The following is a 14,783-nucleotide window of genomic DNA, read 5'->3' on the forward strand; positions in this document are numbered from 1 at the left end:
CGCCCGGCGCAGCACCCGGCCGCCGCGACGCGGGCCCGGGTCAGCGGCCGGTGGTCAGGACGATCTTGCCCACCGCGCCGCGGCCGTCCATGAGCTCGAGCGCCTCGGCGGCGTTCTCGAGCGGGAACTCCGCACCGACGAGAGGGTCGAGCCGGCCCGAGGCCAGCAGCGGCTCGACCTCGGCCCACTGCTTCTGCAGGTAGCCGGGGTTGGACATCCAGTACTCGCCCCAGCCGACGCCCACCGCGCTCTTGTTACCCAGCAGCAGGCGGTTGACCTTGACCGTGGGGATCTCGCCTGCCGTGAAGCCGATGACGAGGATCCGCCCCTCCTGGCCCAGCGCGCGGATGGAGTCGGTGAACCGGTCACCGCCTACGGGGTCGACGACGATGTCGACGCCCTGACCGCCCGTGAGCTCCTTCACGGCGTCCTTGAACCCCTCCGGCGCGATGACATCGGTCGCGCCGGCCTTGCGAGCGAGCTCCCGCTTCTCCTCGGTGGAGGCCACCGCGATGACGCGGGCACCCAGGGCGGTGGCGAACTGGGTGGCGGCGATACCGATCCCGCCGCCCGCGCCGTGCACGAGCACCGTCTCGCCCGGCTGCAGCCGACCGCGGTGGGCCAGCGCGAAGTGGACGGTGAGCACGTTCATCGGGATCGACGCGCCCTGGACGAAGCTGAGGTTCTCCGGCAGGTGGAACACCTGGGACGGCTCGGTCGCCACAACCTCGGCGAAGCCACCCAGACCGGGGAACGCGCACACGCGGTCCCCCGCGGCGAATCCCGATCCCTCGGGCGCGGACCGCACCACGCCCGCGACCTCCGAGCCCGGGATGAAGGGCAGAGGCGGCGAGATCTGGTACCTGCCACGGGTCTGGAGCACCTCGGGGAACGTCACGCCGGCGGCGTGGACGTCGATCAGGACCGCGCCGGGCTCCGACTCAGGAAGATCGACCACCTCGAGGGCGGCGGGTCCGTCATGGCTGGAGATGTGGATGGCACGCATGCGATCCATAGTGTCAGCCCACCACTGCGCGCGTGCCCCGCTCGGCTCAGCCGACGCGCGCGCCGGAGGGTTCAGCCGACGCGCGCGCCGGACGTTTCAGCCGACGCCGGCGCCCTCCGCCGCACGGCGATGACGACGCCGGCGGAGCAGGTGCAGGACCAGCCCGAACGCGACCAGCACCTGGCCCACCTGGAACGCCAGCGCCATGACGATGAACTCCCGACCGAATGCGGTGGGCGAGATCAGCAGTGCCGCGCAGATCCCCAGCAGGATGACCGTCACGAGCTGGCCTCCCGCGAGGAACCGCCGCGGCATCGTGGTGAGCTGACGACGGAGGCCCATCAGCAGCGAGTTGAGCGCCACCAACAGGCACACCGGCACGCCGATCTGCGCCGGGAACAAGAACAGCACCACGAACAACGGATGGGAGTTGAGCGTGACGGTGTCTGTGATGATGTACTGCGGGACGCTCCACGACGCGGTGAGCAGTGCGCAGATCACGGTGATCCACGAACCTCCCACCAGGATCCTCATCCGGTGAGGATAACGCGGCGCTAGTCCCTCGTCAGGGCCTCGCCGATCGGGGTGTCCCCGTCGGAGAACTCGATGGTGCGGCGGACGGTGTCGGGCCGGCGCAGGACGGCGGCGACGACCTCGGCGACCGTGTCCCGACTGGTCGCCCGGTCCTCGCGCTTGTCCGCTCCCATCCCGATCGTCTCGCCACCGGGCTCGTCGGTCAGCGCGCCGGGCCCCAGAATGGTCCACTGCAGATCGGACTCGCGCAGGTGGGCGTCGGCCGCCGCCTTGGCCTCGGCGTACGGGAAGAACGCGTTGTCCTCCGGCACGCCGTGATCGGGTCCGGCGCCGTCGTAGGACACCATGACGTAGCGCTCCACGCCCTCGGCGACGCTCGCGTCCATCGAGCGGATCGCCGCGTCGCGGTCTACCGCGTAGGTGCGGTCGGGATTGCCGCCGCCCGCGCCGGCGGACCAGACGACGGAGCCGCTGCCGCGGACGACCTCGCGGAGGCCCTCGACGTCGAGCTTCTCGACGTCCGCCACCACGGGGGTGGCGCCCGCCGCCCGGATGTCGTCGGCGTGGTCCGGGTTGCGGATCACCGAGCGCACCTCCGCGCCCGCGTCCGACAGGATCCGGGCCGTGCGGAGGGCGACCTTGCCGTGGCCGCCGATGATGGTCACTGGTCGATCGATACTCATGGCCTCCGTTGTACCCGTCCGAACGCATCCCCGCCGACCGGCTTCCGCCATCGCGCGGGCCCCACGACGGTCACAACTCCACAACGAGTGGGCGGCCGGCCGTTTCGGATTCGCTCCGTGTCGGACACGGAGTGCATCATGTCGACATAAGCCGTGATTCACCGGCTGCCCCACGCTTGTCGCTTCGGAGTTGATGCATGTCCCTGTCCAGGTCTGAAACCCCCTCTCTTCCGGCGGTGACGGGCCCCCTCGCCCTGCTCGCCGGACTGCTCGCGCTGATCCTCGTCGTCGCCGGGTGCACCATCCCGGTGCCCACGGGCTCCGCCGGGGAGACGACCCCCACCGAGCCCAGTGCGCAGGCGCCCGCCCCGGCGGCACTGGAGGTCGTCCCCGCCGACGGCGCCACTGACGTCGCCGTGGTCGACGGCGTCCGGGCCACCGTCGAGAACGGCACCATCACGAACGCGGTGCTCACCAACGACGCCGGCAAGCAGATCGAGGGCGAAATCTCGCGTGACGGATCGGAGTGGGAGCCGGCCGTCACACTCGGGTTCGGGCGCACCTACACCCTGGAGATCACCTACGAGGGTGCGGTCGGCGGGACCAGGACGGACACACGGACGTTCAGCATGGCCGACCCGGCGGCCGTCGTGACCCCGACCCTGACCACGACCGGAGGCGGGACCCTGCAGTCGGACCGTGAGTACGGCGTCGGAATCGTCATCGTGGCGAAGTTCGACCAGCCCATCGCTGACCGCGAAGAAGCTGAGAAACACATGAAGGTCACCACCTCGCCCGAGGTGGAGGGCAACTGGTTCTGGGCCGACGACTCCTCGGCACACTGGCGTCCGAAGGACTACTACGAGACCGGCACCCGAGTGCGGGTCGAACTCGACACCGAGGGGCGCGACCTCGGTGGCGACCAGTGGGGCGGTGCCGGCGCGGAAGCCGACTTCACTATCGGCGACCGGCGCATCGCGATCGCCGACGACGCGACCAAGACGGTCTCCGTGTACCGCAACGGCGAACTGCTCAAGACCATGCCCACCTCCATGGGCAAGGGCGGCTGGGCCACGTACGGCGGCGTGACCATGCATTTCTGGACCCAGCCGGGGACCTACACCGTCCTGGACAAGTCCAGCTCGGTGTTGATGGACTCCACGACCTACGGCCTGCCCCTGTCCGCCGGCTACCGGGTCACCGTCGACCACGGCGTGCGCATCTCCAACGACGGGATCTACTTCCACGCCCTGGAGTCGTCGATGTGGGCCCAGGGCAACACCAACACCTCGCACGGCTGCCTCAACCTCTCCCCCGCTGACGCGAAGTGGTACTTCGACCAGGCGGTCACCGGGGACGTCGTCGAGGTCCGCGGCACCGGCGGGCCCGAGCTGGAGGTCTGGCAGAACGGCGACTGGTCCGTGCCATGGGAGGTCTGGCAGACCGGCTCGGCCGACTGAACACCGCCGTCCCGGCCGGATCCTGATACGACCGCGGCCACCGAGAATCTCCTCGGTGGCCGCGGTCGTGTCAGGGGATGAGTCAGAGGTGCGTCAGCGCACGCCCATCATGTTCTTGCGGATCCACGGCGACAGCGCGGCGATGATCCCGGCCAGGACGATCGACGCGACGCCGAGCACCAGGAAGTAGTTGCGCTCAGCCCCGGCGTCGTTCGGGTCGTAGTACCCCGCGAGCACGCCGGACAGCGCACTGCCGATGGAGACGCTGAGGAAGAACAGCGCGACCATCTGCGTCTTGAAGGCCTCCGGTGCGAGCTTGGTCGACAGCGACTGCCCGACCGGCGAGAGCAGCAGCTCGGCCATGGTGAACAGGAACAGGATACCGACGATGCCGAGCAGCGGCGTCGCGACGCTGCCGACGAAGAACAGGAACACCAGGTAGGCGATGCCCATGATGAGGTTCGCGAGCGCGAACTTGATCGGGCTCGAGGGCTGACGGCTGCCGAGCTTGACCCACAGGGTCGCGAAGACCGCGGCGAAGATGATGATGAACAGCGGGTTGATGGACTGGACCCAGCTCGCCGGCATCTCCCAGCCACCCAGGTTGCGGTCGAGACGCTGGTCCGAGTAGATCGCGATCACCGTGAACTGCTGCTGGAAGAGCGCCCAGAACGCCACCGACGCGATGAACATGGGGATGAACGAGACGACCCGGCTTCGCTCGTCGGGCTGCGTCTTGGGGCTGGTGATCAGCAGCGCGAACAGTGCGACGGCGCCCACCACGGCGATCGCGGTGACGATGTCCGCCAGGGATTCCAGCGGAATGAGGCCCAGGGCCAGCGCTGTCGCGACGAGCACCACCACGACCACGCCGATGACCAGGGCCCGGACCCGCTGCGGCCGCGGGAGCGGGTCGGGCACGACGGCCCCGACGCCCTTGAGCGTGGCGCCACGCACCGCGACGTACTGGATGAGGCCGATCGCCATTCCCGCCGCCGCGGCGCCGAATCCCCAGTGGAATCCATTGGCGTGCCACAGCACCCCGGTGATCAGCGGGCCGGTGAGGCCACCGATGTTCACCGCCATGTAGTAGATGGAGAACGCGGCGTCACGCCGGTCGTCCGTCCGCCGGTACATGTCGCCGACCACGGTCGAGGTGGTGGCCTTGAGCGTGCCGGCGCCGACGCCCACGAACACGAGGCCGATCCCCAGCCCGACGGGGCCCGGCACGAGGGCCAGGGACAGGTGGCCGAGCATGATGAGCACGGCCGCCCCGAACAGGGTCCGTTCGGCGCCGAACAGGCGATCCGAGATCCAGCCGCCGAGGATCGCGGAGGCGTAGACCAGACCGCCGTAAGCACCGACGATCGACGCCGCGATCTGTTCGGAGTACCCGAGGCCACCGTCCGCGACCGCGTAGTAGATGTAGTACGCCAGCAGGCCCTGCATGCCGTAGAAGCTGAAACGCTCCCACAGTTCGATACCCGACAGGTTCGCCAATCCGAGTGGATGGCCGAAGAACCTGCGGTCCGTATCGGCGAGAGCCACCTCGGCATTCCGAGTTGTCATGACAGACAGTGCTACTCCTGCTTTTCCTGCGGGACAAACTGTGCCGTCGATCTCGCCCCACAGGTGGGAGTCGACATTTCCCACCCGGGACAGGACAATCGGAGAAATCAACCCTCGGGCGACCGGCCCGGGGTGCAACCCGATGAGCGCAGGAGCACCTCCAGTGAGCCGAGCCGACACCCCGGCCCGATCTACCAGCCCCCTTCACGGAAGGGGGCACACCGGATGAGCATCGCGCTCTCACTACTAGTGGGCGTCGTGGTCGTACTGGCGATCACCGCGCTGACGGGCTACTTCGTGGCCCAGGAGTTCGCCTTCATGGCCGTCGACCGCTCCCGCATGGGGGCGGCGGCCGAGAAGGGCGACCCCGTCGCCGAGCGGGTCCTCGGCGTCACCAGACGCACGTCGTTCATGCTCTCGGGCGCACAGCTCGGGATCACCGTCACCACCCTCGTCGTGGGGTACGTCGCCGAGCCGCTCATCGGCCGGGCGATCGGTGACCTCCTCGGCCTGGCCTCGGTGCCGCAGGCCGTCGGCGTCGGTGTGGGCACGATCCTGGCACTGCTGTTCTCGACCGTGGTCCAGATGCTCTTCGGCGAGCTCGTGCCGAAGAACCTCGCGATCGCCAAGCCCGAGCCCGTGGCCCGGTGGCTGGCCCGGTCCACCGCCATCTATCTCGCCGTGTTCGGCTGGATCATCGGCCTGTTCGACAAGGCCTCCGAGGCGCTGCTCAAGGCGGTCGGCATCGAGCCCGTGCACGACAAGGAGCACTCGGCCACCGCTCGCGACCTCGAGCACATCGTCGCCGAGTCGGGCGAGGCCGGCGAACTCTCCCCCGAGCTCAGTCGGCTCCTCGACCGGATGCTCGACTTCCCCGGGCAGCCGGCCGAGCACGCGATGATCCCGCGTTCGCGCACCGACGTGGTCCGCGCCGAGGACTCCGTCGACGAGGTGCTGTCCAAGATGGCGACGGGACACACCCGCTACCCCGTGGTGGGCGAGGACTCCGACGACGTGATCGGCATCGTCGACCTGCACGACCTCCTCGTGCTCTGTGGCGACGACACCGACGGCTCGCTGACCCAGGTGTCGACGGTGATGCGCGCCCCGATCCGGGTGCCCACGTCGCTGCCGCTGCCCGAGGTGGCGGCCCGACTGAGCGCCCAGAACTCCGAGATGGCCGTGGTCGTGGACGAGTACGGCGGGTTCGCCGGCGTCGTGACCATGGAGGACATGGCCGAGGAGATCGTCGGCGAGATCGCGGACGAGCACGACCCGCAGGCCGCGGACGTCCCTGTCAGTGAGGGGCTGGGTTGGATCCTCACCGGCGACACGCACCTCGACGAGGTGGAGCGTCTCCTCGACATCACCCTCCCCGAGGTCGACGCCGAGACACTCGGCGGCCTGGTCATCGAGACGATCGGCGACCTGCCGGACGTCGGCGCCCGCGTCGACATCCCGCTGCCGGACACGGACGTCCTCGAGGAGATCTCCGCCGATCGCGTCCTGCGGACCGAGGTCCGCCGCATCGAACGCCGCGTCCCCGCGGAACTGCACGTCGTGGTCGAGGAGGCCGCACGATGACCCCCACCACCACCCTTCTCGCCGCCGACGCCGACGGTGGGATCATGAGCAACCCCTGGGTCGTCCTGGTGGCGACCGTCCTGCTCATCGCGGCGTCCGCGTTCTTCGTGGCCGTCGAGTTCTCGCTCATCTCCGCCCGCCGGCACCGGCTCGAGGACGACGCCGCGCACAGTGCCGCCGCCCGCGCGGCCCTGAAGAACGCGTCCGAGCTGACGCTCCTGCTCGCCGGCGCCCAGCTCGGCATCACGCTGTGCGCGCTGGCGCTGGGCTCCATCACCAAGCCCGCCGTGCACCACTGGCTCACCCCGGTGTTCGCCGGATGGGGGCTCCCGCTGTGGACCGCCGACGTCATCGCGTTCATCCTCGCGCTGATCATCGTCACGTTCCTGCACCTCGTGGTGGGCGAGATGGCCCCCAAGTCGTGGTCCATCACCCACCCCGAGTACTCGGCCACCCTGCTGGCGATTCCGATGCGGGCGTTCCTCTGGCTCACCCGTCCGCTCCTGGTCGCCCTCAACGCCATGGCGAACAACATCCTGCACCGGCTGGGGGTCGAGTCGAGGGACGAGGTGTCCGCGGGTCAGGACGCCGACTCGCTGCGTGAGCTCGTCCGGCATTCCGGCGAGGCCGGGACGCTCGACGACACCCATCAGCGGCAGCTGCTCAGCGCCCTCGAACTGCAGGAGCTCACCGTGGGCGACCTGCTCGGCGAGCGCGACCTCGATCAGCCCGCCGCGCCCGAGGAGATGTCCTCGGTCGGCGTCGACGCGGGCCCGGAGGAGATTCTCGACACCGCGCGCCGCACCGGCCATCTGCGCCTGCTGGTCCTCGAGGACGACACCGCGGTCGGCGTGGTCCACGCGCGGGACGCGATCAACGTCGACGGCGACGCCACGGCCCGGGAACTCATGCGGCCGAGCCTGTCACTCGAGCACGATCTGACGGTCGCCGAGGCGTTCCGCCGGATGCGTGAGGCGCGCGCCCACCTCGTCGTCGTCGAACAGTCCGGTGGGCACCCGGGCACCCACGTCTCCGAGGTGCGGGGCGTCCTCACGCTCGACGACGTGGTCCGGCGCCTCCTGCCGGTCACCTCGGCCTGACCCACGCACCGCGACGACACGCCCCCGGGAGGACTGGCCTCCCGGGGGCGTTCCCCGTCGGCGCGGCGCGGGTCAGAACACCAGGCCGATGAGCCTGAGCAGTCCCCACAGCGCCAGGCCCACCAGGCCGAGGAGCACCAGCAGGATGAGCCCCACGGCGCCGATCGCCCGCAGCAGGTAGCCGCGGGCGTCGGTGTCCACGCGGCGCCCCTCGGCGATGGCGCGGTCCACCAGCCGAAGGTTCTTGGAGGTGGCCTTGTGCGCGACGTCGGCGACGTCGCCGACGAGGGGCACCACGCCGAGCGCGGCGTCGACCAGGTAGTTCCACCCCATGCGGAACAGCAGGTGGACGGGGATGCGATTGCGCACGGCCTCGGCGAACACGGCCGCGGCGACCACCGTGCCCACCGCGTCACCCACCACCGGCACGAGGCCGATCACCGGGTCCAGCCCCACGCGGTAGTTGGTGCCCGGCACCCGGACGAGGTCGTCGAGGACTCGCGCGAGGCCGGCGGTCACCGGCGAGGCGCCCGGACGGTCGGCGGGTGCCCGCGCGGGGCGGCTGTCGCTCATGTGGCCCGAGGGTACGTGGCGGACCGGCGGCGGCGCCGACCACACGACGGGCGGACGCGGCCGGAATCTGGTTTCGTGGAGAGATGACGACCGCGCCCGCCTTCCGCACGACCCGCCGTCGGCGCGGCCGCACCGCCTCCGGTGTGGTCGCCGCCGTGCTGACCGTGGCCCTCGGGGGAACCGGCTGCGCGGCGCTGACCGGGGACACCGGCTCCGACGAGCTCCAGCAGTTCCTCTCCGCGCTCGAGGCCGGCGACGTCGCCGGGGCGGCCGCGATGACCACCGACCCGGCCGCCGCGGAGGAGACGCTCGCCGCGAACATCGAGTCGATGGGGTTCACGCCGACCCTGACGATCGACACGCCCGAGGGGGACCGGCGCCCCGACAAGGACCCCGTGCCCGTGGAGATCACGTGGGACATGGGCGCCGCCGGAGGCGGCGGGGGTGAGGGTGACGACGACGAGGGCGGCGCCGACCCGGCCGGCGGGGGCGGTGAGCCGTCGCCCGCCCCGCGCGTGGCCACGACCACGGGTGAGGCCGCCACGACCAAGGTGGACGACCAGTGGAAGGTAAAGTGGGCGCCGACTATCCTCGACACCCGTCTCGAACCGGGTGGCTACCTGGCGTTCTCCGAAATCCTCGACTACGACACGTCCGTCCTCGACCGGACGGGCGCGCCGCTGCTGCAATGGACTCCGGTCACGGCGGTGACGCTCGCCCCCGACGCCGCCGGGAGCGCCGACGCGGTCGCGGCCCTGGTGAGCGCGGCCGCCCCGACCATCACCGGGCAGTCGATCCGCGACGGCATGGCGCAGGCCGGCGACCAGCCGTACCAGGTGGTCGCGCTGCGGCCCAGCGACATCGACCCGATCCGCGAGCGACTCGCCGCGGTCCCCGGCGTGAGCCTGCCCGAACAGGGCCAGCTGATCCGCACCGACCGCGAGCTCCGCTCCCCGGTGCTGGACGGACTGCCCGACGCGTGGCTCGCGGCGCTGCAGGCCGAGGGCGGGTGGCGTGCAGAGATCGTCAACCCGGGCGTCGAACCGATCGAGCTCGGCAGCGCGCCGGTCGGGGAGGTCGAGGACCTCGTCTCCACCGTCCAGATATCCGTGCAGCAGGCCGCGGCGGACGCGGTGGCCGGCACCGGGCTGGCGGCGTCGATCGTCGCGATCCAGCCCTCGACCGGCGGGATCCTGGCCGTGGCGCAGAACTCCGCCGCCGACCAGCAGGGACCCGTGTCGCTCGAGGGCCGCTTCCCGCCCGGCTCCACGTTCAAGGTGGTCACCACGGCCGCCGCGTTGCAGTCCGGCGCCGTCGGTCCCGACGAGATCGTGCCGTGCCCGGCCTCGATCACCGTCTCGGGCCGCACGATCCCCAACGACAGCGATTTCGCGCTGGGCGAGGTGCCCATGGAGACCGCGTTCGCCCGCTCCTGCAACACCAGCCAGGCCGTCATCAGCGACCGCCTCGAACCGACCGCCATGAAGGACACGGCCGCGCAGCTGGGCCTGGGGGTCGGCTTCTCCGGGCCGGGGATGAGCCCGTCGTGGTTCACCGGCTCGGTGCCCGTCACCGACCGCGGCCCGGCGCGCGTGGAGGCCGCGATCGGCCAGGGCGAGGTCCTGGCCAGCCCGCTCGGTATGGCGGTGATGACCGCCTCGCTCGCGAACGGCGGACGGATGATCCTGCCGCAGGTGATCGCCGGCATGCCGGCGGTGGCCGCCGCCTCGCCCGAGCCACTGCCCCCGGCCGTCGTGGACACCCTGCGCCGGTACATGGTGCAGACCGTGCAGTCCGGCACCGCGACCGCCGCCCGAGCGGTCCCCGGCCTGGGCGGCAAGACCGGCACCGCCGAGGTCGGCAGCGGCCCGTCGCACGGCTGGTTCGTCGGCTCGACAGGCGACATCGCCGTGGCGGTGCTCATCGAGGGCGCCGACTCCTCGGCCCCGGCGGTGGAGATGGCCGCCGACTTCCTCGGCGCCGCAGGGCAACCGGCCCCGCTGCCGGCGCGCTGAAACGGGTAGTTTCGGCTCATGCGCCTGCCCAAGGTCCCCCTCCCCGCACTCTCCCTGCCCGCGGTCTCCCTGTCCGCTCTGCCGCTGCCCGGGCTGGATCGACTGCCCTTCTCGTCGTCGTCCCCCTCCCCCACCGACACCAACCGTCGCATCCTCGTCACCGGCGGCGCCTCCGGACTCGGACTGGCGCTGGCCACCGCGTTCCTCGAACGCGGTGACCGCGTGATCGTCACCGACGTCGCCCCCACCGACGCCCGGCCCGACACGATCCCCGCCGACGCCCGCTACCTGCGCCTCGACGTGCGCTCGGAGGACGAGTGGCAGGCCGCGCGCGACGAGGTCGAGTCGATCTGGGGCGGCCTCGACGTGCTGGTCAACAACGCCGGCATCGCCCAGGGCGGGCGCATCGAGATGCTCACCGAGGACGACTGGCGGCAGATCGTCGACATCAACCTGCTCGGCGTGGCCCGCGGCTGCCGCACGTTCGTGCCGATGCTCAAGGCGCAGAACAGCGGTCGGATCGTCAACACCGCCTCCCTCGCCGGGCTCGTGCACCCGCCCACCATGTCCTCCTACACCGCCGTCAAGGCCGCCGTCGTGGCGATCTCCGAGAGCCTGCGCTGGGAACTCGAGCCGTTCGGCGTGGACGTGTCCGTGATCTGCCCGTCGTTCTTCCGCACCAACCTCGCCTCGAGCCTCAACTCCTCCGACCCCGCCGCCAGCGGGTTCGCGAGCAAGCTCATCGACCGCTCCGAACGCGGCGCCGCCGAGATCGCCGCCGAGGTCATGAGCGGACTCGACGCCGGGCGGTTCCTCATCCTCCCCGACCCCGAGGCGCGGAAGTCCTACCGAGGCAAGCGGCTCCTGCCCGCCGCCTACGAGAAGACGATGACCGAGATGGGTCGGAAGTTCGCGCGCGCCACCCGCGAGTAACCTGTGGGGCATGACCCCCTCCAGCCTCCTGTCCCGCGCCGACCTCGACTTCCTCCTGCACGACTGGCTGCGGGTGTCCGAGCTGACCGGGCGCGAGCGCTACGCCGACCACTCCCGCGAGACGATCGACGCCGTGCTGGACCTGTCGGCCGAGCTCGCCGAGACCTACTTCGCGCCCCACTTCCGCAAGGCCGACCTCACCGAGCCCCGCCTCGTGGGCGAGGAGGTCGAGCTCATCCCCGAGATCGGCGAGGCGCTGGCGAAGTTCGCCGAGGCCGACCTCGTGGGCGCGGCGATGGACGAGCGGGTCGGCGGCATGCAACTGCCCTACACCGCGTACCTGGCGTGCATGGCCTGGTTCTACGCGGCCAACATCTCCACGGCCGCCTATCCGCTGCTCACCACCGGCAACGCCAACCTGCTGCTCGCACACGGCTCCGACGAGCAGATCCGGACGTACGTCGAGCCGATGATCCAGGGCCGTTTCACGGGGACGATGTGCCTGTCCGAGCCGCACGCCGGCTCCAACCTCGCCGACATCACCACCCGCGCCGAGCCGCAGCCCGACGGTACCTACCGCCTGTTCGGCCAGAAGATGTGGATCTCCGGCGGCGAGCACCAGATGGCCGAGAACATCGTCCACCTCGTCCTGGCCAAGGTGCCCGGCTCCCCCGCTGGCACCCGCGGCATCAGCCTGTTCATCGTGCCCAAGTACCTCGTCGACGACGACGGCTCGCTCGGTGAGCGCAACGACATCGTCATCACCGGCCTCAACCACAAGATGGGCTTCCGCGGCACGGTCAACACCATGCCCACCCTCGGGCAGGGTATACACACCCCCGGCGGGCGGCCGGGCGCGGTCGGGTACCTCGTGGGCGAGGAGAACACCGGCCTCAAGAAGATGTTCACCATGATGAACGAGGCCCGGCTCGGCGTGGGCCTGGGCGCCACCGCGATCGGCTACACCGGCTACCTCAAGTCGCTGGACTACGCACGAAACCGGCCCCAGGGCCGGCCCGCCGGCGCCGATCCGTCGACTCCGCAGGTGATGCTCACCCGTCACACGGACGTGCGGCGGATGCTGCTCGCCCAGAAATCGTACGTGGAGGGCGCGCTGGCGCTGGGCCTGTACTGCGCGAGACTGGTCGACGACGAGAAGACGGGCTCGCCGGAGGAGTCGATGGCCGCGAAGACGCTTCTGGACGTCCTCACCCCGATCGCCAAATCGTGGCCGTCGCAGTGGTGCCTCAAGGCCAACGAGCTGGCGGTGCAGGTGCTCGGCGGGGCCGGGTACACGATCGACTACGACGTCGAACAGCACTACCGCGACAACCGCCTCAACCCGATCCACGAGGGTACCCACGGCATCCAGGGGCAGGACCTGCTCGGCCGGAAGGTCCTCGCCGGCGGCGGCGCCGGACTGACAGCGCTCACCGGGCGGATCACCCAGAGCTGCGATCGGGCGGCCGCGGCCGGCGGGGTCGTCGCCGAGCTGGCCTCGCTGCTGCGCCCGCGCGTCACCCGGCTCATCGAGGTCACCACTTCGCTCGCTGAGGTCGGCGCGACCGACCCGGAGGCGTTCCTCGCCGACGCCACCGAGTACCTCGAGGCGACCGGCCACGTGGTGATCGCGTGGATCTGGATCGAGCAGCTGCTCGCGCTGGGTGACCGGGTGGCGGGCGGTGCCGGCGCCGACGCCTTCGCCGCCGGCAAGCTCAAGGCGGCCGAGTACTTCCTGCGCCGCGAGCTGCCGATCGTCGACGCCAAGTTCGACCTGCTGGCCGCCGGCGACCGCACGACGCTGGACATGCGCGACGACTGGTTCTGACGCGACTGGGCCCGGACCGACGTGGTGTCGGCCCGGGCCCGGGTCGCGTTGCGTGGGAGTTCAGGGCTCCCACTGATGCCCTCGGCGGGGTGTTCAGGGCACCGGACGCCGGTCTGCTCACTCCTCGGGGATGAGGACCTGGTCGATGAGGTAGACGGTGGCGTTCTCGGTCTGGACGCCGCCGCAGACGACGCCCGCGCCGTTGACCATGAGCTCGTCACCGGATCCGGTGACCTCGAGCTGCGCACCGTTGAGGGTGGTGTGCTCGCCGACGACCTGATCGGGCGCGGCCTGACCCTCCACCACGTGGTAGGTCAGGATGCCGGTGAGCAGGTCGGCGTCGGTCTGCAGCGACTGCATAGTGGCCTCATCGATCTGCGCGAAGGCGTCATCGATCGGGGCGAACACGGTGTACTCGCCGCTGTTCAGGGTGTCGACGAGGTCGACCTCCGGGTTCACCCCGCCCGAGACGGCCGAGGTGAGCGTGGTGAGCAACGGGTTGTTGGAGGCGGCGGTGGCGACCGGCTCCATCGCCATCGCCTCGACCGAACCCGGACCCTCCGGGTTGGCCTCGGCGTAGTCCGCGCAGCCCGCGCCGACGAGCATGCCGGCAGGCTCCGACTCCATGGTGGAGGTCTCGCTCGCCGACGTGGTGGTCATGACCGAGGTGGCGGTGCCCTCGGCGGTGTTCTCCGTATCGCTTCCCTCGTCGCTCGAGCAGCCGGCGAGGACGAGACCGGAGACCGCGGCGGCCGCGGCGATCGACGCGACGCGCCGGGAGATCGTGATGCCCATGGTGCGTTTCCTTTCGGTAGGGCCCCGCCGAGTTGGCGGGACTCTGTGCAGTGGGTCACCAGTGCTTCGGCGGGCCATCCGGTCCGGATGGGTGCCGTAGGGAATTTGTTTCGTACCGGTCCACCGAGACCCCGGCTCCGAACTCCTGGCATGGACAGCACAGAGCAACGACCCAGGGCGGTCGCTCGGGCCGCCTCGGGCCTCCTCGCCACCGGCCTCGCCGTCGCGGTGGGGCACGCCATGGCGGGATTCGTCGCCCCGGGCTCGTCCCCGTTCCTCGCGGTCGCCGACTCCGTGGTCGACCGCGCACCGGCGGCCGTGCGCGAGGTGACGATCGACGCGCTCGGCACCGCGGACAAGCCCGCGCTGATGCTCGGCCTGGCGGCCATCCTCCTCGTCACGGGCGTGGTGGCGGGCCTCGTCGAGCGTCCGCGTCGTCCCGCCGGGAGCGCCGTCCTGGTCGTCTTCGGCCTCGTCGGCATGGTGGCGGCGCTGGCCCGCCCGTCTGCCGGGCCGCTGTGGGCCGTACCGACCCTGCTCGGCGTGGTCGTCGCCGTCGTGGCGCTCCGAGCCCTCATCGGGACCCTGTTCACGGCAGAGGCCGGGTCCCGCCCGTCCGCAGCCACCTCCTCGGAGGCGGGGCCGCCCGCGTCGACGCCACCGTCGGCGCCGACGCCGCAGCCCGGAGCGCGGCTGGGCGACC

General features: G+C 71.0%; 12 protein-coding genes and 1 pseudogene. 7 read left to right on the plus strand and 6 right to left on the minus strand.

The window, feature by feature from the left end:
* Positions 1-40: 40 nt before the first annotated feature.
* From HMPREF3086_RS05960 to HMPREF3086_RS05970, 3 genes are all read right to left on the minus strand, one after another.
* Positions 41-1,006: an NADPH:quinone oxidoreductase family protein gene (locus HMPREF3086_RS05960; protein ID WP_061228580.1), complete on the minus strand. Its 966-nt coding sequence runs from the start codon at positions 1,004-1,006 to the stop codon at positions 41-43.
* Positions 1,007-1,102: 96 nt separating this feature from the next.
* On the minus strand, positions 1,103-1,540 hold the full coding sequence (locus tag HMPREF3086_RS05965; protein WP_061228543.1) for a hypothetical protein: 438 nt from the start codon (positions 1,538-1,540) through the stop codon (positions 1,103-1,105).
* A gap of 20 nt (positions 1,541-1,560) precedes the next feature.
* The gene (locus tag HMPREF3086_RS05970) at positions 1,561-2,223 is read right to left on the minus strand and encodes an SDR family oxidoreductase (RefSeq protein ID WP_082767681.1); all 663 of its coding nucleotides are present in this window, start codon (positions 2,221-2,223) and stop codon (positions 1,561-1,563) included.
* Positions 2,224-2,420: 197 nt separating this feature from the next.
* Here HMPREF3086_RS05970 and HMPREF3086_RS05975 point away from each other — a divergent pair, with 197 nt between their 5' ends.
* Positions 2,421-3,683 carry a L,D-transpeptidase gene (locus tag HMPREF3086_RS05975; protein WP_061228545.1) on the plus strand — a complete coding sequence of 421 codons (1,263 nt, stop codon included), beginning with the start codon at positions 2,421-2,423 and terminating at the stop codon, positions 3,681-3,683.
* Positions 3,684-3,776: 93 nt separating this feature from the next.
* Here HMPREF3086_RS05975 and HMPREF3086_RS05980 read toward each other — a convergent pair whose 3' ends face one another.
* A complete protein-coding gene (locus HMPREF3086_RS05980) occupies positions 3,777-5,252 on the minus strand; it encodes a peptide MFS transporter (RefSeq protein ID WP_061228546.1) in 1,476 nt (491 codons plus the stop codon).
* Between the two features lie 225 nt (positions 5,253-5,477).
* Here HMPREF3086_RS05980 and HMPREF3086_RS05985 point away from each other — a divergent pair, with 225 nt between their 5' ends.
* Both HMPREF3086_RS05985 and HMPREF3086_RS05990 read left to right on the plus strand, forming a co-directional pair.
* On the plus strand, positions 5,478-6,836 hold the full coding sequence (locus HMPREF3086_RS05985) for a hemolysin family protein (protein ID WP_061228547.1): 1,359 nt from the start codon (positions 5,478-5,480) through the stop codon (positions 6,834-6,836).
* On the plus strand, positions 6,833-7,936 hold the full coding sequence (locus HMPREF3086_RS05990) for a hemolysin family protein (RefSeq protein WP_243699593.1): 1,104 nt from the start codon (positions 6,833-6,835) through the stop codon (positions 7,934-7,936). Before HMPREF3086_RS05985 ends, HMPREF3086_RS05990 begins: the two co-directional genes overlap by 4 nt.
* Before the next feature lie 72 nt (positions 7,937-8,008).
* Here HMPREF3086_RS05990 and HMPREF3086_RS05995 read toward each other — a convergent pair whose 3' ends face one another.
* Entirely contained in the window at positions 8,009-8,509 is a 501-nt protein-coding gene (locus tag HMPREF3086_RS05995) for a DUF4112 domain-containing protein (protein ID WP_061228548.1), read from the minus strand.
* A gap of 83 nt (positions 8,510-8,592) precedes the next feature.
* Between HMPREF3086_RS05995 and HMPREF3086_RS06000 the strand changes: the two genes are divergently transcribed.
* The 3 genes from HMPREF3086_RS06000 to HMPREF3086_RS06010 are packed head-to-tail and all read left to right on the plus strand — an operon-like array spanning position 8,593 to position 13,285.
* Positions 8,593-10,524 (plus strand): penicillin-binding transpeptidase domain-containing protein, encoded by a 1,932-nt coding sequence (locus HMPREF3086_RS06000; protein ID WP_070720701.1) that lies wholly within the window; start codon positions 8,593-8,595, stop codon positions 10,522-10,524.
* Positions 10,525-10,542: 18 nt separating this feature from the next.
* Positions 10,543-11,457: an SDR family NAD(P)-dependent oxidoreductase gene (locus HMPREF3086_RS06005; RefSeq protein ID WP_061228550.1), complete on the plus strand. Its 915-nt coding sequence runs from the start codon at positions 10,543-10,545 to the stop codon at positions 11,455-11,457.
* 10 nt (positions 11,458-11,467) lie between these two features.
* Positions 11,468-13,285, plus strand: a complete 1,818-nt coding sequence (locus HMPREF3086_RS06010) for an acyl-CoA dehydrogenase (RefSeq protein WP_070720705.1) — start codon at positions 11,468-11,470, stop codon at positions 13,283-13,285.
* Positions 13,286-13,402: 117 nt separating this feature from the next.
* Here HMPREF3086_RS06010 and HMPREF3086_RS06015 read toward each other — a convergent pair whose 3' ends face one another.
* Positions 13,403-14,080 (minus strand): fasciclin domain-containing protein, encoded by a 678-nt coding sequence (locus HMPREF3086_RS06015; RefSeq protein ID WP_061228552.1) that lies wholly within the window; start codon positions 14,078-14,080, stop codon positions 13,403-13,405.
* 150 nt (positions 14,081-14,230) lie between these two features.
* Here HMPREF3086_RS06015 and HMPREF3086_RS06020 point away from each other — a divergent pair.
* Positions 14,231-14,783 (plus strand): annotated as a pseudogene (locus tag HMPREF3086_RS06020) (oxidoreductase); the annotation flags it as partial.

Origin of the sequence: Dietzia sp. HMSC21D01, assembly GCF_001815995.1 — a bacterium.
Lineage (GTDB): Bacteria > Actinomycetota > Actinomycetes > Mycobacteriales > Mycobacteriaceae > Dietzia > Dietzia cinnamea.